The organism is Staphylococcus sp. HMSC063F05 (genome assembly GCF_001837075.1).
Classification (GTDB): Bacteria; Bacillota; Bacilli; order Staphylococcales; family Staphylococcaceae; genus Staphylococcus; species Staphylococcus epidermidis.
The window spans coordinates 142916-163747 of sequence record NZ_KV831325.1 but is presented as its reverse complement, the minus strand read 5'-3'; the positions used below and the strand labels follow the sequence as shown (position 1 = coordinate 163747).

Below are 20832 nucleotides of genomic sequence, written 5' to 3'. Positions count from 1 at the left end.
ACCGCGGATTAACCGTCCCTTTTAATTGAACTTAGAGTTCTTTTTTATCATTACAAGGAGTGAATTTAATGAATTACAAAGATACCCTATTAATGCCGAAAACTGATTTTCCTATGAGAGGTGGCTTACCGAATAAAGAACCACAAATTCAAGAAATGTGGGATAATGATGAGCAATATCGCAAAGCGTTAGAAAAAAATAAAAATAATCCATCATTCATTTTGCATGACGGACCACCATATGCTAATGGTAATTTACATATGGGACATGCATTAAATAAAATCATAAAGGATTTTATTGTTCGTTATAAAACAATGCAAGGCTTTTATGCACCGTATGTGCCAGGTTGGGATACTCATGGTTTACCAATTGAACAGGCTTTAACTAAAAAAGGCGTTGATCGCAAAAAAATGTCAGTTGCAGAATTTAGAGAGAAATGTAAAGAATTTGCATTAAAACAAATTGACATTCAAAAGAAAGATTTTAAGCGCCTTGGTGTACGTGGTGATTTTAATAATCCTTACATTACATTAACACCTGAATATGAAGCCGCACAAATAAGATTATTTGGAGAAATGGCAGACAAAGGTTTGATTTATAAAGGGAAAAAACCTGTGTATTGGTCACCTTCAAGTGAATCATCACTTGCAGAAGCTGAGATAGAATATCATGACAAACGTTCTGCATCAATTTACGTTGCTTTTGACGTCAAAGACAGTAAAGGTAAAGTTGATTCTGATGCCCAATTTATTATTTGGACAACTACACCATGGACAATTCCATCAAATGTGGCAATTACAGTTCATCCAGAGCTAAACTACGGTCAGTATAATGTTAATGGACATAAATACATTGTTGCCCAAGCATTATCAGAAGCAGTAGCAGAAGCATTAGGTTGGGATAAAGATTCTATACAATTAGAGAAAGAATTCACAGGTAAAGAACTGGAATTTGTAGAGGCACAACATCCATTCCTAGATCGTGTATCATTAGTAATTAACGGTGAACATGTTACGACAGACGCTGGTACGGGATGTGTTCATACAGCTCCCGGTCACGGGGAAGATGACTATATTGTAGGTCAAAAATATGATTTACCAGTAATTAGTCCTTTAAATGATAAAGGTGTATTCACTGAAGAAGGTGGACCATTTGAAGGAATGTTCTACGACAAAGCAAACAAAGCTGTGACTGATCTTTTAAAAGAAAAAGACGCACTACTTAAACTTGACTTTATTACACATAGTTATCCTCATGATTGGCGTACGAAAAAACCTGTTATCTTTAGAGCTACACCACAATGGTTTGCTTCCATTAATAAAGTAAGACAGGATATTCTTGATGCAATTGAAGACACGAACTTTAAAGTAGACTGGGGTAAAACACGAATTTACAATATGATTCGCGATCGTGGCGAATGGGTAATTTCTCGTCAACGTGTATGGGGCGTTCCTTTACCGGTATTTTATGCTGAAAATGGCGACATCATTATGACTAAAGAGACAGTAAATCACGTTGCAGATTTATTTGAAAAATACGGTTCAAATATTTGGTTTGAAAAAGAAGCTAAAGAATTACTTCCTGAAGGATTTAGTCATCCTGGAAGCCCTAACGGTGAATTTACTAAAGAAACTGATATTATGGACGTTTGGTTTGATTCTGGTTCATCACACCGTGGTGTATTAGAAACGAGACCTGAACTTTCATTCCCAGCAGACCTCTATTTTGAGGGTAGTGATCAGTATCGCGGTTGGTTCAACTCTTCAATTACAACTGCTGTAGCCACTCGTGGTCAAGCGCCGTATAAATTCTTGTTATCACATGGCTTTGTCATGGACGGTGAAGGTAAGAAGATGAGTAAGTCATTAGGTAATGTTATAGTTCCTGATCAAGTTGTTAAACAAAAAGGCGCAGATATTGCACGTTTATGGGTAAGTAGTACTGATTACCTTTCTGATGTGCGTATTTCCGATGAAATTCTTAAACAAACGTCTGATGTATATCGAAAAATTCGAAATACTTTAAGATTTATGTTAGGTAATATTAACGATTTCAACCCTGAAACGGATAGTATTGCTGAAACAAATTTACTTGAAGTAGATCGCTATTTGTTAAATCGTTTACGTGAATTCACAGCGAGTACGATTAATAACTATGAAAATTTTGATTATTTGAATATTTATCAAGAAGTTCAAAACTTTATCAATGTTGAACTAAGTAACTTCTATTTAGATTACGGTAAAGATATACTTTATATTGAGAAAAAAGATTCTCATAAACGTCGTAGCATGCAAACCGTTTTATATCAAATACTTATTGACATGACAAAATTACTAGCACCAATTTTAGTGCATACAGCTGAAGAAGTTTGGTCTCATACGCCTCATGTAAAAGAAGAAAGTGTACACCTTTCAGATATGCCTAAAGTTGTTGATGTAGATGAAGAATTGTTAGAAAAATGGAATACATTTATGAATTTACGTGATGATGTTAACCGTGCATTAGAACAAGCACGTAATGAAAAAGTAATTGGTAAGTCATTAGAAGCTAAAGTGGTTATTGGAAACAATGAAACATTTAATACAGCGGAATTCTTACAACAATTTAATGACTTACAACAATTATTCATCGTTTCACAAGTTGAAGTTAAAGATAAAGTAAATGATGGTGTATCCTATCAATATGGAGATATCCATATTAAACATGCTGAAGGTGAAAAATGTGAAAGATGCTGGAACTATACAGAAGAATTAGGTTCAGTAGGTGAACTTGAACATTTATGCCCACGATGTCAAGAAGTAGTAAAAACTTTAGTATAATAAAAAGTTTTTACATGTGAGCATGTATTTCAAGAAAATAAATTTTAAATTATTGATTAAATACAATAAGAAAGCCCAAAATGAATTTCATTTTGGGCTTATTTTTGTGAAGTTATAAGATTTCAAATAAAGAAATTTCACTAACTTTTTAAAGGTAATTTGATAAAGCAGATTTCTATATTTAATGTTTGGTTTTTAATAAAATTGAACAAGTTTCGTAAATTCATATTCATTACATTTTTATGTCATAGAATATTTTTCTCATTATAAGCACAGTGATTGTATTGAATCTTCAAGTATAAAATGATAACAATATTAATAAGGTATAAATCAATCATTTGAGTTCAATTTAATTTTTAGTCATAATATATAAAATACAAAGTGTTGGATAGTGTAGTATAGTATTTATTCACATTACTGATTGAATTCATTAGGCTTTAATAATAAAAGCATCAATATAATAATTTTATCTAAATCTATTGAATTTTTGTATAGATACAATTCATAATCAAACGTCTTGGACAAAAATATTTAATTTTTAATAAAATATAGGCATATGTTTTTTAATAAACGTTGTTACTAAATTTAGATAGCATTTAGATTTTCATTTATCTTTATTATGTGAGTGAAAAAAAGAGAAAGATTAAAAGAAGAAACAAGTATATATTTTTTATTACTGCGCTTAAAAAGATAAACATACACTTTCAACAAAGTAATCATTTAATTATTTAAAAGAAAAGTAATCATTGAAAGGAAAATAAGATGTTTCATAACAAAAATGCAAATTTTGTAAATGGTGTAACTATCAATATTAAAGATAAAGAAACAATTAAAACATTTTATGAGAATGTTTTAGGATTTAATCTTATCAATGAATCTGAAACTGCTGTACAATTTGAAGTTGGCGATTCAAATCAATTTATTACTTTTATTGAAATACAGAATGGACGAGAACCGTTAATGTCTGAAGCAGGTCTTTTCCATATTGGTATATTGTTGCCTACTTTGACTACATTAGCTGATTTACTCGTACATTTAAGTGATTTTGAAGTACCAGTGAACGGTGGACAACAAAGTGTTGCAACATGTTTATTTATTGAGGATCCAGAGGGCAATGCTATAAAGTTTTATGTCGATCGTGAGACAGAATCATGGATTGATGAGAAAGAAGGCAGAATTAGAATGGATATTGCTCCAATTAATGTACCTCGATTACTGCAAAACGTCTCTCATACTCAATGGCAGGGCATACCAGATGAAACTAAATTAGGTTCATTACATATTAAGTCCATTCGAATTTCTGATGTTAAATCATATTATTTAAATTATTTTGGACTAGAAGAATCAGCATATATGGACGATTATTCTCTATTTTTATCTTCAAACGAGTATTATAATCATTTGGCTGTTAATCAGTGGTTATCTGCGACAAAACGAGTAGATAATGAACATACCTATGGTTTAGCTATGATAGATTTTCACTATCCAAAAACAACACATAAAAATCTTAAAGGACCTGATGGTATTTATTTTAGATTTAATAGAATAAAAGAAGTGTGATGATATGAAAAAAGCAATCATAGTCATGTTTGTTGTTACTGTTATCTTGACAATAGCAGCACTCATTGACGAGTTTATGATTCAAGATGCGAAACATGGTCAAAGTCGTTTTACGTCACATCATCCTATGAAAATCAATACATATAAAAAGGGGCAGTGTACATATTACGTCTTTGAACGTGTTAAAAATGATGGAAATAAGATAAACAATACTTGGAGCGACGCCAAGCATTGGGATAAAAAAGCAATTGATGATGGATACATTGTTGACCGTAACCCTAAAAAAGGATCAATATTACAATCTTCTAAAGGGAAATACGGTCATGTTGCATATATAGAAACAATAAATGAAGATGGTTCTATGCAAGTTTCAGAAATGAACTATACACAACCTTATGAAATCACAAAACGCACAATTCATACCTATGATATTAAAAATTATTATTATATTCATCCGCAAAAGATAAAAACATAATAGACAAGATATCTTTTTCAAAATTACGTTCTAGGATATAATGTTAAGTGTTGCTTTAGATGACATTAAAAAGAATGGAGGCACTTCTTTGAAAAAGAAATACTATATTAGCATCTCTTTACTTATGACAATCATTGTATTAGTTTTCGATCAAGTTTCTAAATGGCTTATTACAATCTCAATGAAGGTTGGAGATTCATATGAAATTATCCCTAACTTTTTAAATATTACATCCCATAGAAACAACGGTGCAGCATGGGGGATTTTGAGTGGTAAAATGCTATTTTTCTATATTATTACTATCATTATTTTAATCGTTTTAGTTATTTTTTATATTAAAGAAGCACAATTTAATTTGTTTATGCAAGTTGCAATAAGCCTATTATTTGCTGGAGCTTTAGGAAATTTTATTGATCGCGTATTACATGGCGAAGTTGTGGATTTTATTGATACAAATATATTCGGATACGATTTTCCTATCTTTAATATTGCGGATTCAAGCTTAACAATTGGAGTTATATTCGTAATCATCGCACTCATTAAAGATGCAATCATAAATAAGAAGGAGGTCTAGTTTTGGAAAATTATAATTTTAATATTATCGAACAATCACAAGTTGGACAACGTATAGATAAACTTGTTTCAGATTTAAATAAAGATTGGTCACGTAGTCAACTTCAAGATTGGATTAAAGAAGGTTTAGTCAAGGTAAATGGTAAAGTAATTAAATCGAACTATAAGGTCAAGTTAAATGACAAAATTGTTGTAACCGAGAAAGAAGTCGTAGAGGCAGATATAAAACCTGAAAACTTAAATTTAGATATTTATTATGAAGACGAAGACGTTGCTGTTGTATATAAACCAAAAGGTATGGTTGTACATCCATCTCCAGGCCATTATAGTGGAACATTAGTAAATGGATTAATGTATCAAATTAAAGATTTATCAGGAATCAATGGCGAAATACGTCCCGGCATAGTTCATAGAATAGATAAAGATACGTCTGGTTTATTAATGGTTGCTAAAAATGATGTTGCTCATCGTCATTTAGTTGAACAACTTATGTCTAAAACTGTTAAACGAAAATACACGGCGTTAGTTCATGGTAATATCCCTCATGATTATGGCACTATTGACGCACCAATTGGTCGAAATAAAAACGATAGACAATCGATGGCTGTGGTTGATGACGGTAAAGAAGCTGTGACACACTTTAATGTATTAGAGCATTTTAAAGATTATACATTGATAGAATGTCAATTAGAAACAGGGCGTACACATCAAATTCGTGTACATATGAAATATATTGGTTATCCTCTTGTAGGGGATCCGAAGTATGGACCTAAAAAAACGTTAGATATCGATGGACAAGCTTTACATGCTGGTATAATTGGTTTCGAACATCCTGTAACACATGAATACATTGAGAAGCATGCAACATTACCTAACGATTTTGAAAAGTTACTAGATGATATAAGACGTAGAGATGCATAAACGAATGAGGCATCGATTTTTAATTATAAATACTAACTTTGCCATTGACTTATACTATTAAAAGTTTTAAACTAATAACAGTTTAAATATAAAAACGTCATCTTTAATTGAGGGTCCAGAGAGGCTCCGAAGATATGAATAATTAGGATAATAATATTTTGATGATTAAGTTACTAATACTTTTGCTGTGTTTATAACTTAAGAATGTGAATATAATAGAGAATATAGATTATTCTCTTTAACTTTTTGTCTCATATCTTTATTAAAGATATGAGTTTTTTTATATTAAAAGAGGTGAAACAATGTCTGAACGAATTATTTTAGATGAGGCAGCGATACAACGTACAATTACACGAATTGCTCATGAAATTCTAGAATATAACAAGGGAACTAAAGATTTAGTTCTATTAGGCATTAAAACAAGAGGTGCTTTTTTAGCACATCGTATACAAGATAAAATAAATTCAATTGAACAACAATTAGTACCAACAGGTACTATCGATATCACGCATTTTCGAGATGACGTTGATAAGGTAGTGCAACAAGCTGATCAATACGCTTTTGATATTAATGTAGATATTAATAACAAAGTGGTTGTTATCATTGACGATGTTTTGTATACCGGACGTACAGTAAGAGCCTCATTAGATGCGATTTTATTACATACAAGACCTATTAAAATAGGGCTTGCAGCACTTGTGGATCGTGGTCATCGTGAACTCCCTATACGCGCAGATTTTGTAGGAAAAAATATACCTACAGCACGAGATGAATCTGTTTCAGTTTATTTAGAAGAAATTGACGATAGAAATGCAGTCGTCATTGAATAATTATCCTTTTAAAACAGTACGAGAGACTGAAAAAGGTGAAGTGTTTCTTATGGATAAATCTACATATGACTATAAAAAGATTATGTAAACTATAAATATCCAATAGAAGCTTCATTGATAAATGTGATGATAAAAGTTTAACTTAACATTACACTTAGATATATTTCATTTTAGTCTCTTTACATTCTACTGATTGTAAAGAGACTTTTTTTATGAAAGGAAATGAATCAACATGGAAAATGAGCAAATGTTTGAGCGTACCGTTCAGCCAGTTCTTGATGTAAAAGATAAACCAAAACCAGCACAATGGGCATTTCTGAGTCTTCAACATTTATTTGCAATGTTTGGATCAACTGTACTTGTACCATTTTTAACACATCTGCCTATATCAGCAGCTTTGTTGGCATCAGGTATTGGTACACTTTTATACATATTAATCACAAAAGCGAAAATTCCTGCCTACCTAGGATCGAGTTTTGCCTTTATTACACCTATCATTACAGGGTTAAGTACACATAGTCTTGGAGATATGCTGGTTGCATTATTTATGAGTGGATTAATGTACGTGATTATAGGTATTTTCATTAAATTGAGTGGAACACATTGGTTAATGCACTTGTTACCACCAGTAGTTGTCGGACCAGTAATAATGGTCATTGGGTTAAGTTTAGCTCCTACAGCAGTAAACATGGCCATGTTCGAAAATTCTGCTGAAATGAAAGGGTATAACTTAAGTTACTTAATTGTTGCTTTGATTACATTAGCAGTAACCATCATCGTCCAAGGATTCTTCAAAGGATTTTTATCACTAATACCTGTACTTATAGGTATTATAGTGGGATATATTGTATCCATTTTCATGGGCATAGTTAAATTTGCTCCAATAGCACAAGCGAAATGGATAGATTTTCCTCATATTTATCTACCATTTAAAGATTACACACCATCTTTTCATTTAGGACTCATTCTCGTGATGATACCCGTGGTGTTTGTGACGGTAAGTGAACATATTGGTCATCAAATGGTAATTAATAAAATAGTAGGACGCAATTTCTTTGAAAATCCAGGTTTAGATAAATCAATCATTGGTGATGGTGTTTCAACTATGTTTGCAAGTATGATAGGAGGTCCTCCTAGTACAACTTATGGTGAAAATATAGGTGTACTAGCGATCACCAAAATATATAGTATTTACGTTATTGGTGGTGCGGCAGTTATAGCTATCATTCTTGCATTTATTGGTAAGTTCACTGCTTTAATATCTTCAATACCTACGCCAGTGATGGGTGGTGTCTCAATTTTATTATTCGGTATTATAGCAGCTAGTGGTTTAAGAATGCTTGTTGAAAGTCAAGTAGATTTCGCAAGCAATCGCAACTTGGTTATAGCATCAGTTGTGCTTGTTGTCGGGATTGGTAATCTTCTTATCAATTTAAAAGGCATAGGTATCAATTTACAAATTGAAGGAATGGCATTATCAGCACTTTCAGGAATAATATTAAATTTAATTTTGCCAAAAGATAAAAACCAAATAAATTAAGCTTTATTTCTATAGGAGGCGCTTTATGGAACACTTATTATCAATGGAGCATTTATCTAATTCAGAAATTTATGATTTAATTACTATCGCTTGCCAATTCAAATCTGGTGAGCGACCATTACCTCAATTTAACGGTCAATACGTATCAAACTTATTCTTCGAAAATTCAACGCGAACAAAGTGTAGCTTTGAGATGGCAGAACAAAAATTAGGATTAAAACTTATTAATTTTGAAACAAGTACATCATCTGTAAAAAAGGGTGAGTCACTTTATGACACATGTAAAACACTTGAAAGTATAGGTGTTGATTTACTTGTCATACGTCACTCCCAAAATTCTTATTACGAAGAACTGGATCAATTAAATATTCCAATTGCTAATGCAGGTGATGGAAGTGGACAACATCCTACTCAGAGTTTATTAGACATAATGACAATATATGAAGAATATGGTTCGTTTGAAGGTTTGAATATTCTAATATGTGGGGACATTAAAAATTCTCGTGTCGCAAGAAGTAATTATCATAGTTTAACATCATTAGGTGCCAACGTAATGTTCTCAAGTCCAAAAGAATGGGTAGATAATACATTAGAGGCGCCTTATGTTGAAATTGATGAAGTCATTGATAAAGTAGATATTGTTATGTTGCTTAGAGTTCAACATGAAAGACATGGAATTTCAGGTGAAGCTAACTTTGCTGCTGAAGAATATCATCAACAATTTGGTTTAACACAGGCTAGATATGATAAATTAAAAGAGGAAGCCATTGTAATGCATCCAGCTCCTGTAAATAGAGGTGTTGAAATTAAAAGCGAGCTAGTTGAAGCACCTAAGTCTCGAATATTTAAGCAGATGGAAAATGGAATGTATTTAAGAATGGCAGTAATAAGTGCGCTTTTACAATAGAAAGGGGTTAATTCTACATGAAATTAATTAAAAACGGAAAAATCTTAAAAAACGGTATCCTAAAAGACACAGAAATTTTAATCGACGGTAAACGTATTAAACAAATTAGTAGTAAAATTAATGCTTCATCTTCAAATATTGAAGTTATTGATGCAAAAGGAAATTTAATTGCTCCCGGTTTTGTAGATGTTCATGTGCACCTACGTGAACCAGGTGGTGAACATAAAGAAACAATTGAAAGTGGTACAAAAGCCGCTGCAAGAGGTGGTTTTACTACAGTATGTCCTATGCCTAATACAAGACCTGTACCAGATACAGTTGAACATGTTAGAGAATTAAGACAACGAATTTCTGAAACAGCACAAGTTAGGGTGTTGCCTTATGCTGCTATTACTAAGAGACAAGCAGGTACTGAACTTGTTGATTTTGAAAAATTAGCACTAGAAGGTGTGTTTGCATTTACTGACGATGGTGTGGGAGTTCAAACAGCAAGTATGATGTATGCTGCTATGAAGCAAGCTGCAAAAGTTAAAAAACCGATTGTCGCACACTGTGAAGATAATAGCTTAATCTATGGTGGTGCAATGCATAAAGGTAAACGTAGTGAAGAATTAGGCATACCTGGTATTCCAAATATTGCTGAATCTGTACAAATTGCTAGAGATGTATTATTGGCTGAAGCAACTGGTTGTCACTATCATGTGTGTCATGTTTCAACTAAGGAAAGTGTTCGAGTAATCAGAGACGCTAAAAAAGCTGGTATCCATGTAACAGCAGAAGTTACACCACATCATTTATTATTAACTGAAAATGATGTTCCTGGCGATGATTCAAACTACAAAATGAATCCACCATTAAGAAGTAATGAAGATAGAGAAGCACTTTTAGAAGGCTTATTAGATGGAACAATTGATTGTATTGCAACGGATCATGCACCTCACGCTAAAGAAGAAAAAGCACAACCTATGACAAAAGCACCTTTCGGCATCGTAGGTAGTGAAACAGCATTCCCATTACTTTATACACACTTTGTAAGACGAGGTAATTGGTCACTGCAACAATTAGTTGATTATTTCACTATTAAACCAGCTACTATTTTCAACTTAAATTATGGAAAATTACACAAAGATAGTTACGCTGATTTAACAATAATTGATCTTAATACTGAAAAAGAAATCAAAAGTGAAGATTTCTTATCTAAAGCTGATAACACTCCATTTATTGGTGAAAAAGTTTATGGAAATCCAACACTAACAATGCTTAAAGGTGAAGTAGTATTCGAGGAGGAAAAGTAGATGCTTGAAAAACGTTATCTTGTACTGGAAGATGGCTCTTATTACGAAGGATATCGCTTAGGGTCAGATGACTTATCTATAGGCGAAATTGTATTCAACACTGCTATGACGGGGTACCAAGAAACAATCTCTGACCCGTCTTACACAGGTCAAATCATAACTTTTACGTACCCACTAATTGGAAACTATGGTATTAATCGCGATGATTTTGAATCATTAACACCTAAATTAAATGGGGTAGTAGTAAAGGAAGCAAGTACACACCCTAGTAACTTTAGACACCAAAAAACTTTACACGAAACACTTGCTCAATATCATATTCCTGGTATATCGGGGGTAGATACTAGAAGTATTACTCGTAAAATTAGAAATTATGGTGTTTTAAGAGCTGGATTTACAGATAATAAAGATAACATTCAGGAACTTGTTGAACAGTTGAAAACTGCTGAATTACCTAGAGATGAAGTTCAAACGGTTTCTACAAAAACACCATATGTATCAACAGGTTCCGATTTAAGCGTCGTTTTACTCGACTTTGGTAAAAAGCAAAATATCGTTCGTGAATTAAATTTACGTGGTTGCAACGTCACAGTTGTACCATATGATACGTCAGCTGAAGAGATTTTAGGCATGTCTCCAGATGGTGTCATGCTATCAAACGGACCTGGTGATCCAGACGAAGTTGACGTTGCTTTAGATATGATCAGAGGCATATTAGGAAAGATACCATTCTTTGGTATCTGCCTTGGTCATCAACTTTTTGCATTATCACAAGGCGCAACTTCATTCAAAATGAAATTTGGACATCGTGGTGCGAACCATCCCGTTAAAGATTTAAGAACAGGTAAAATAGATATCACGAGCCAAAATCACGGCTATTCTATTGATTGTGACTCGCTAAAAAATACTGACCTTGAAGTTACACACATTGCTTTAAACGATGGTACTGTTGAAGGACTAAGACATAAAGAACTTCCAGCGTTTTCAGTCCAATATCATCCTGAAGCAAGACCAGGTCCAAGTGATTCTAATTACTTATTTGATGAGTTCATAGCAATGATGAAGGATTTCAAAGAAAAGGAGCGTCAAATCAATGCCTAAAAGAGATGATATTAAGACAATTTTAGTAGTCGGTTCAGGCCCAATTATTATTGGACAAGCTGCAGAATTTGACTATGCAGGAACACAAGCTTGTCTAGCATTAAAAGAAGAAGGCTACAGAGTTATTTTAGTTAATTCTAATCCTGCAACAATAATGACAGATAAAGAAATTGCCGATAAAGTCTACATAGAACCATTAACGCACGATTTTATTGCTCGTATTATTAGAAAAGAACAACCAGATGCATTATTACCTACTTTAGGTGGTCAAACTGGGTTGAACATGGCGATTCAACTTCATGATAGTGGTGTGTTAGAAGCTAATAATGTAAAGTTGTTAGGCACAGAGCTAGAGTCTATTCAACAAGCCGAAGATCGTGAAATGTTTAGAACATTAATGAATGATTTAAATGTACCTGTACCAGAAAGCGATATTGTTAATACAGTAGAACAAGCATTTGAATTTAAAGAACAAGTTGGATACCCGTTAATTGTACGTCCTGCATTTACGATGGGAGGTACTGGCGGTGGTATTTGCCATAATGATGCTGAATTAAAAGAAGTTGTTAGTAATGGTTTACACTATAGCCCTGCTACACAATGTTTAATAGAAAAATCAATCGCAGGTTATAAAGAAATCGAATATGAAGTTATGCGTGATAAAAATGATAACGCAATCGTAGTATGTAATATGGAGAACATAGATCCTGTAGGCATTCATACTGGAGATTCAATCGTTGTTGCACCGAGTCAAACACTGTCAGATGTAGAATATCAAATGCTACGAGACGTATCTTTAAAAGTAATTCGTGCTTTAGGTATTGAAGGTGGATGTAATGTGCAACTCGCGCTTGACCCACATTCATTGAATTATTACATCATTGAGGTCAACCCACGTGTGTCTCGTTCATCAGCATTAGCTTCAAAAGCGACGGGTTATCCTATTGCAAAATTAGCTGCTAAGATTGCCGTAGGTTTAACATTAGATGAAATGCTTAACCCTATCACAGGAACTTCATATGCTGCATTTGAACCAACTTTAGACTATGTTATTTCTAAAATTCCACGTTTCCCATTTGATAAATTCGAAAAAGGTGAACGTGAACTTGGAACTCAAATGAAAGCGACAGGCGAAGTCATGGCAATCGGTCGTACATATGAAGAATCTTTACTGAAAGCCATTCGTTCACTTGAATATGGTGTTCATCATTTAGGTTTATCAAATGGAGAAAGTTATGAATTAGATTACATTAAAGAGCGTATTGGACATCAAGATGATGAAAGATTGTTCTTTATCGGAGAAGCAATTCGTAGAGGAACATCTCTTGAAGAACTTCATAATATGACAAAAATTGACTATTTCTTCCTAAATAAGTTCCAAAACATTATTGATATTGAGCATGAACTTAAAAATCATCAAGGTGATTTAGAGTATTTAAAATACGCTAAAGATTATGGTTTTAGTGATAAAGTGATTGCTCATCGATGGGATAAGGAAGAAAAAGACATATATCAACTACGTATGAGTCAAAATATTAAACCAGTTTATAAAATGGTTGATACATGTGCAGCTGAATTTGAATCCACAACGCCATACTATTATGGTACGTATGAATATGAAAATGAATCTATAGTAACTGATAAAGAGAAAATTCTAGTACTAGGTTCAGGACCAATTAGAATTGGCCAAGGGGTAGAATTTGATTATGCAACTGTACATGCAGTATGGGCTATTCAAAATGCTGGTTACGAAGCTATTATTGTGAATAATAATCCGGAGACTGTATCTACTGACTTTTCAATTTCTGACAAATTATATTTTGAACCACTAACAGAAGAAGATGTTATGAATATCATTAACTTAGAACAACCTAAAGGTGTTGTAGTACAATTTGGTGGTCAAACAGCAATAAACTTAGCTGATAAGTTAGCACAACATGGTGTTAAAATTCTCGGAACATCATTAGAAGATTTAAATCGAGCTGAGGATAGAAAGGAATTTGAAGCGTTATTACGTGAAATAGCTGTACCCCAGCCACAAGGTAAAACTGCTACATCACCTAAAGAAGCTCTTGAAAATGCAAGAGAAATAGGCTATCCAGTTGTAGTTCGTCCTTCATACGTGCTTGGTGGCCGTGCAATGGAGATTGTAGATAATGATCAAGAACTTGAAAATTATATGACTCAAGCTGTTAAAGCAAGTCCAGAACATCCTGTATTGGTAGACCGCTATTTAACAGGAAAAGAGATAGAAGTGGATGCTATTTCAGATGGTGAGACTGTCGTGATTCCAGGAATTATGGAACATATAGAGCGTGCAGGTGTTCACAGTGGAGATTCTATTGCAGTTTATCCACCACAAACACTGACTCAAGACGAAATTAATACACTCGAAGACTACACAATTAAATTGGCAAAAGGTTTAAATATTAAAGGTCTTATTAACATTCAATTTGTCATAGCTCACGACGGTGTTTATGTGTTAGAAGTTAATCCGCGTTCAAGCCGTACGGTACCATTCTTAAGTAAGATTACTGATATTCAAATGGCACAATTAGCGATGCGTGCAATTATGGGTGAAACGCTTGCCGAAATTGGGTTCAAACAAGGTATCCAACCATACTCTGAAGGCGTATATGTTAAAGCGCCCGTATTTAGTTTTAATAAATTAAAAAATGTAGATATAACGCTTGGACCAGAGATGAAGTCTACAGGTGAAGTTATGGGTAAAGACCTAACACTTGAAAAAGCGCTATACAAAGGTCTCACTGGTAGCGGATTTGAAGTGAAAGATCATGGTACAGTATTGATGACTGTAAGTGATAAAGATAAAGATGAAATAGTCAAGATTGCACATCGATTAAATGAAATAGGCTACAAAATATTGGCTACTCGTGGAACAGCACAAAAGTTAAAAGATCATAATATTCCAGTTGAGGTCGTAGGTAAAATCGGTGGCGAGGATGATTTACTGACACGAATTCAAAATGGAGAAGTGCAAATTGTCATTAATACTATGACAAAAGGAAAAGAAATCGAACGAGATGGATTCCAAATTCGACGTACAACAGTTGAAAATGGTGTACCTTGTTTAACATCACTGGATACTGCCAGTGCTTTAACAAATGTCATTGAAAGCATGACGTTTACTATGAGAAATGTATAATCTTTATGATAGAAGTTAAAAGGAGAAGATGAGTGTGAGAAATCTACCCATTATAGCATTAGATTTTAAATCAGCAGACGAGGTTCATACATTTTTAAATAAATTTAATGAACCGTTATGCGTCAAAATTGGGATGGAGTTATTTTATCAAACAGGGCCAGCTTTAATTAAGTCCATTAAAAAAAGAGGTCATGATATCTTTTTAGATTTAAAATTACATGACATACCTAATACTGTGAGTAAAGCAATGGAAGGCTTAGCACGTTTAGATGTAGATTTAGTCAATGTTCATGCTGCCGGTGGTATTAAAATGATGGAAGAAGCTAAAAAAGGGTTAAGAAAACATAATGCTGATATTAAAATCATTGCAGTTACTCAATTAACTTCAACTACTGAAACACAATTACATGAAGAACAAAATATTCAAACCTCAATAGAGGAGGCAGTTTTAAATTATGCTCGTCTTACTAAAAAAGCTGGTTTAGACGGTGTCGTATGTTCTCCTCTTGAGGCTGAGATGATTTCTAAAGAACTAGGTACTGACTTTTTAAAAGTGACACCAGGTATTCGCCCGAAAGGCGCAGCTCGTAATGATCAACAACGAATTACAACACCAGAGGAAGCTAAAACCTTGGGGTCAACACATATCGTAGTAGGTCGACCTATCACTCAAAGTGAGCATCCAATTGACAGTTATCATAAAATAAAAGAAAGTTGGTTAAGTTAAATGGCTAAAAATATTGCTAAAGCATTGTTAGACATAGAGGCAGTTTCATTATCTCCAAATGATTTATTTACTTGGAGCTCTGGAATTAAATCGCCTATATATTGTGATAATCGAATAACTTTAGGCTACCCTGAAGTGCGTAATGCGATTAGAGATGGGTTAATTCAATTAATTAAAGAACATTTTTCTAACGTTGAAATTATCTCGGGTACGGCCACTGCTGGTATCCCTCATGCAGCTTACATTTCTGAAAAATTAGAATTACCTATGAATTACGTTAGATCAAAAAGTAAAAGCCATGGTAAACAAAACCAAATAGAAGGTGCAAAAAGCGAGAATAAAAATGTCGTTGTAGTCGAGGATTTAATTTCTACTGGAGGTTCTTCGATTACAGCTGTCGAAGCATTGGAAGAAGCGGGAGCTAATGTGCTTGGGGTCGTTGCTATATTCACATATGGTCTTGCGAAAGCAGACAAGACATTTAATAAGGCTCATATTCCGTTTTACACTTTAAGTGATTATAATGAGCTTATAGAAGTTGCGAAAGATGAAGGTAAAATCTCTTTAAATGATATCCAAACATTAGTTGATTGGCGAGATAACTTATCGTAATATATGAATGGTGAGGAGGCGTCTAATGGAACAAAATAATGATAATAATCATCTTTACACTTTAATAAAACATTGTAATGAGTTTCTTTATAGACGAGATGATTATAGAATTCCATCTGATTCTCAATCAGACCATTCTAATAATGAAAATATTTTAAAAACAATGAATGATGAAGTATTTAAACATTCAATTGAAATTTTTAAACGTGCCAAGAAAAATTTAAATCATTAACTATAAATCGATATTCTAAAAACACTCCAAAAGTGATGATTCAATCAACTTTCGGAGTGTTTTTATGAATTAACTTCGAAATCATAGTAAATTTTTATTATAAAGTCAGAATGAATTGTGGAAATAAGCTGAGAAGAAAAATCACTAGAGTATTCCAATTCATCGTACAATTGTACTTCACCTTCAATGCATATTTGAAATAATTATATTCAAATCAATAAATTCTACACGCATTATTTACGATAAATCAAAGGTTATAATAATTACTCAAAATTAACGTATAAACATCTTAGTCATTAGCCATCCAATTAATAGAACTAATGCAAATATTAATAATGGCACACCATAATGTATGAGCATAACAACGCCTCCAATCTTAATCGAACTATCAATCAAATTAAGAATCAAACTATATTAAAGTTCTAATTTTTTAAATCCTATATAACTACATTCTACAATGAAAGGACATACATGTTAAAATAATAAGTAAGATTGATTTTTAAATAACAAGAATACGATATAAAGAGGGAATAGCACATGGACATACCAAAAATTACGACGTTTTTAATGTTTAATGATGAAGCTGAAGAAGCAATTCAATTATACACAAGTTTATTTGAAGATAGTGAAATTATTACAATGGTGAAGTATGGCGAAGAAGGACCGGGCACACCTGGATCAGTACAACACTCCATCTTTACGCTAAATGGCCAAGTATTTATGGCAATAGATGCAAATAGTGGAGAAGAGTTGCCTATGAATCCAGCAATGTCACTATATGTCACTGTTAAGGATACTATGGAGATGGAACGTTTATTTAATGGTTTGAAAAATGAAGGCGCCATTTTAATGCCTAAAACAGAAATGCCACCATTTAGAGAGTTTGCATGGGTTCAAGATAAATTTGGCGTGAGTTTTCAACTTGCTTTACCAGAAAACAAATAGATTAAAAAGACAGCAGAATGTTGAATGATATGTGCATTCAATTCTGCTGTCTTTTTTAATGTTATGATTCTTTCATTTGTTGAATATGATCATAATCAGGTGTTGCAAATAGGGTCTTTTGGTTGTCATATGTCACGAATCCAGGTTTTGCTCCAGAAGGTTTATGAACGTGTCTAATTTCTGTATAATCTACAGGAATCTGAGCTGAACTCCCAGCTTTAGAGAAGTACCCAGCTAGCATTGCCGCTTCTTTAATCGTTGTTTCGCTTGGACTCTCATTGAGTATGACAACATGAGATCCTGGAATATCCTTTGTATGAAACCATAAATGATTTTTACGTGCCTTTTTATTGGTAAGATAATCATTTTGTTTATTATTTTTACCTACTAATATCGTATCTCCATCAGTAGAATGATACGTTTGAAGTTGAATTTTAGACTGTTTTTTCTTTTTACTTTGTTTTCTTTGCTTCATGAATCCCTGTTCAGCAAGTTCATCGCGAATATCATCGATATCATCAACGGTAATGTGCTTTAACTGTTGTTCAATATTATCAAAGTAATCAATATTCTCTTTAGTAAGTTTAATCTGATGAGTCAATTCGTGCTCCCGTGTTTTCATACGGTTATATTGTTTATAATAATATTGAGCGTTAGTTGATGGCGATTTTGTAGGGTTAAGTGGAATCTTTACTTCTTCACCAGTATAGTAATTCAACGCTATAACAGAATCGTCACCTTGTTGAATACGATATATATTAGCTGTAATCAACTCTCCATATAATTGCTGAGTTTCTTTGTTTTTAGCACTTTCATACTCATCGATAAGTTTACTCAATTTATTTTGTTGTTTTTGCAGTTGCTGTTGTACAAATCTGACTAAATCATTTGCACGTTGTTTGACTCTTTCTCTCTCTCCACGTGCATCATAAAAGCGATCCAATAGTTCATGAAGTGAATGATACTCAACTATATCATCATAGAATTGATTAAGTTTCATGAAATAGAAGTCCTCTTTACCTGTTTCATGATTTTTATGAAAGACAGGGGTAGGTGATGATTTTGTTTCGGCCATGACTTCATCAAAAGCATCAGGTAATGTTTCTTGAGTCATAAATTGACGACGATTCACAATTTCATTAGCGATTAGCGGACTAAAGCCCTCACATATATTAAGTAATTGTTTGGCAATCTTTCCAGCATTAAAGTCTATATATTTTAATACCTCTTGTCCTGTTAATTCATAAGGATTGATTTTATTTTGATTTGGTGGTGCTTCATATTTGAAGCCAGGCATAACGGTTCTGTACTGATTTGTGTTAGGAGTTAGATGTTTAAACCCTTCGATGATTTTACGTTGATCATCGACAAGGATAAGGTTACTATGTTTACCCATTATTTCCAATATGATAGTTCTATATATTGTATCACCAATTTCATCTTTACTTTCGATATCAATCTCTATACGTCTATCGTTACCAACCTGTCGAATTGCTTTTATAAAGCCTCCCTCAAGGTGTTTACGGAAAACTCTTGCAAACATTGGTGGGGTAAATGGATTGTCGTATTTTTTAGTAGTTAATTGTAAACGAGAGAAACTAGGGTGAATCGATAGAAGTAGTTGATGATTTTTACGATTTTGTCTTATTACAATAATTATTGTGTCATTTTCTGGTTGATTTATTTTATGAATTCGGCCTGAGACTAAACCTTGTAATGATTCAATCATTTTTTTAGTAAATAAGCCATCATATGCCATAATTATCTGCCACCTTATACTTTTTCATTCATCATATTGTAACATGCGTAAACTGAGAGGTCATGATTAAAGACTGTAAATTATTTTAAAGTTGAATATTCTTAATTTTTATAGCAATTTATAAAGGCGAATTGAAGTGCTTAAAAATTTTAAAGATATGACGAAATAAGATGAATTTGACTCTATAACAAAGTACGGCTATACATATATCGTAGCAATATGATATTATATTTAAATAATAGAAGAATAGCTTAGAGAGGTCGTAAGGCATGGATAAGGAAAAAGGACTGTTAATTGTTCTTTCAGGCCCTTCAGGTGTTGGAAAGGGAACTGTTAGAAAGAAGATATTTGAAGACCCAACTACTTCATATAAGTATTCTATATCAATGACGACACGTCATATGCGTGAAGGTGAAATTGATGGTGTAGATTACTTCTTTAAAACAAAGGAAGAATTTGAGGCGTTAATTAAAGACGACCAGTTTATTGAGTATGCACAATATGTAGGTAATTACTATGGTACACCTGTACAATATGTAAAGGATACTATGGAAGAAGGTCATGACGTCTTTTTAGAAATCGAAGTTGAAGGTGCTAAGCAAGTAAGAAAGAAATTTCCAGATGCGTTGTTCATATTTTTAGCGCCTCCAAGTTTAGATGACTTGAAAGAACGTCTTGTTGGTAGAGGAACTGAATCAGATGAAAAGATTCAAAGTCGTGTGAACGAGGCACGAAAAGAAGTAGAAATGATGAATTTATACGACTACGTTGTAGTTAACGACGAGGTTGAACTCGCTAAGAATCGAATTCAGTCAATAGTTGAAGCTGAGCATTTAAAAAGAGAGCGAATCGAAGCTAAATATAGAAAAATGTTACTGGAGGTCAAAAAATAATGTTAAATCCACCGTTAAACCAACTTACTGCAAAAGTGAATTCAAAATATCTTATTGCCACTACGGCGGCTAAAAGAGCACGTGAATTAGATGAAAGACGCGAAACAGCGCTTTTAGATCAGTACCATTCTTCTAAACCTGTTGGAAAAGCTTTAGAAGAAATTGCTGATGGTAAAATAGAACCTGTTGTACCGAAAGAGTATTTAGGATAAAGTTTTATTAATATTGGTAGAGCCTGGGACATAAAAATTGTCCTAGGTTTTTTAATTACTAGTAAATTATAAAATAGTTGAATAACGTTTAAAACAAGCTTGAAATCAGACAAAAATTCTTTGTCCAACTTGAAAGTTACATTTAGTAATAGTCACTTTTTTAATTTAATGATTAATTTGTGTATAATAATTATAAATAAGTCGTCAATGAATCTGAAATATAAATGACTAGTTTTAGCCATTAAATCTCTTCGCAGTAGATTGA

The 20832-nt window shown here is 33.1% G+C and carries 18 protein-coding genes; 17 read left to right on the top strand and 1 reads right to left on the bottom strand.

All coding sequences use genetic code 11. The features are described 5' to 3' along the window. Positions 1–68 precede the first annotated feature (68 nt). From ileS to HMPREF2576_RS02970, 15 genes are all read left to right on the top strand, one after another. Complete coding sequence (gene ileS, locus HMPREF2576_RS03040; RefSeq protein ID WP_001830138.1) at positions 69–2819, top strand: isoleucine--tRNA ligase; 2751 nt, start codon at positions 69–71, stop codon at positions 2817–2819. A gap of 762 nt (positions 2820–3581) precedes the next feature. Beyond that, a complete protein-coding gene (locus tag HMPREF2576_RS03035; protein WP_001830106.1) occupies positions 3582–4379 on the top strand; it encodes a VOC family protein in 798 nt (265 codons plus the stop codon). A gap of 4 nt (positions 4380–4383) precedes the next feature. After that, the gene (locus tag HMPREF2576_RS03030; protein WP_001830084.1) at positions 4384–4854 is read left to right on the top strand and encodes a CHAP domain-containing protein; all 471 of its coding nucleotides are present in this window, start codon (positions 4384–4386) and stop codon (positions 4852–4854) included. Positions 4855–4942: 88 nt separating this feature from the next. Then, positions 4943–5428 (top strand): signal peptidase II, encoded by a 486-nt coding sequence (gene lspA / locus HMPREF2576_RS03025; RefSeq protein ID WP_002494957.1) that lies wholly within the window; start codon positions 4943–4945, stop codon positions 5426–5428. Positions 5429–5430: 2 nt separating this feature from the next. Next, positions 5431–6348 (top strand): RluA family pseudouridine synthase, encoded by a 918-nt coding sequence (locus tag HMPREF2576_RS03020; RefSeq protein WP_001830176.1) that lies wholly within the window; start codon positions 5431–5433, stop codon positions 6346–6348. A gap of 302 nt (positions 6349–6650) precedes the next feature. Next, positions 6651–7178 carry a bifunctional pyr operon transcriptional regulator/uracil phosphoribosyltransferase PyrR gene (gene pyrR / locus HMPREF2576_RS03015; RefSeq protein WP_001830167.1) on the top strand — a complete coding sequence of 176 codons (528 nt, stop codon included), beginning with the start codon at positions 6651–6653 and terminating at the stop codon, positions 7176–7178. Between the two features lie 232 nt (positions 7179–7410). Beyond that, a complete protein-coding gene (locus HMPREF2576_RS03010; protein WP_001830174.1) occupies positions 7411–8718 on the top strand; it encodes a uracil-xanthine permease family protein in 1308 nt (435 codons plus the stop codon). Positions 8719–8743: 25 nt separating this feature from the next. After that, on the top strand, positions 8744–9625 hold the full coding sequence (locus HMPREF2576_RS03005; protein WP_001830068.1) for an aspartate carbamoyltransferase catalytic subunit: 882 nt from the start codon (positions 8744–8746) through the stop codon (positions 9623–9625). Between the two features lie 17 nt (positions 9626–9642). After that, a complete protein-coding gene (locus tag HMPREF2576_RS03000) occupies positions 9643–10920 on the top strand; it encodes a dihydroorotase (RefSeq protein WP_001830129.1) in 1278 nt (425 codons plus the stop codon). After that, a complete protein-coding gene (locus HMPREF2576_RS02995; protein WP_001830071.1) occupies positions 10921–12021 on the top strand; it encodes a carbamoyl phosphate synthase small subunit in 1101 nt (366 codons plus the stop codon). Beyond that, entirely contained in the window at positions 12014–15187 is a 3174-nt protein-coding gene (gene carB, locus HMPREF2576_RS02990; RefSeq protein ID WP_001830088.1) for a carbamoyl-phosphate synthase large subunit, read from the top strand. The genes HMPREF2576_RS02995 and carB overlap by 8 nt, the downstream gene beginning before the upstream one ends. Before the next feature lie 34 nt (positions 15188–15221). Next, on the top strand, positions 15222–15914 hold the full coding sequence (gene pyrF / locus HMPREF2576_RS02985) for an orotidine-5'-phosphate decarboxylase (protein ID WP_001830092.1): 693 nt from the start codon (positions 15222–15224) through the stop codon (positions 15912–15914). Beyond that, positions 15915–16526, top strand: coding sequence for an orotate phosphoribosyltransferase (gene pyrE / locus HMPREF2576_RS02980; RefSeq protein ID WP_001830179.1), 612 nt, complete (start codon positions 15915–15917; stop codon positions 16524–16526). Between the two features lie 25 nt (positions 16527–16551). Beyond that, the gene (locus tag HMPREF2576_RS02975) at positions 16552–16758 is read left to right on the top strand and encodes a hypothetical protein (protein WP_001830061.1); all 207 of its coding nucleotides are present in this window, start codon (positions 16552–16554) and stop codon (positions 16756–16758) included. 537 nt (positions 16759–17295) lie between these two features. Continuing rightward, positions 17296–17703, top strand: coding sequence for a VOC family protein (locus HMPREF2576_RS02970; protein ID WP_001830181.1), 408 nt, complete (start codon positions 17296–17298; stop codon positions 17701–17703). Positions 17704–17764: 61 nt separating this feature from the next. On the opposite strand, the gene HMPREF2576_RS02965 is transcribed toward HMPREF2576_RS02970, so the two are convergent. Beyond that, a complete protein-coding gene (locus HMPREF2576_RS02965; protein ID WP_002468918.1) occupies positions 17765–19462 on the bottom strand; it encodes an Rqc2 family fibronectin-binding protein in 1698 nt (565 codons plus the stop codon). A 269-nt stretch (positions 19463–19731) separates the two neighbouring features. Here HMPREF2576_RS02965 and gmk point away from each other — a divergent pair, with 269 nt between their 5' ends. Then, positions 19732–20355, top strand: a complete 624-nt coding sequence (gmk, locus tag HMPREF2576_RS02960) for a guanylate kinase (protein ID WP_001830096.1) — start codon at positions 19732–19734, stop codon at positions 20353–20355. Then, on the top strand, positions 20355–20567 hold the full coding sequence (gene rpoZ / locus HMPREF2576_RS02955; protein ID WP_001830123.1) for a DNA-directed RNA polymerase subunit omega: 213 nt from the start codon (positions 20355–20357) through the stop codon (positions 20565–20567). The genes gmk and rpoZ overlap by 1 nt, the downstream gene beginning before the upstream one ends. Positions 20568–20832: the final 265 nt, after the last annotated feature.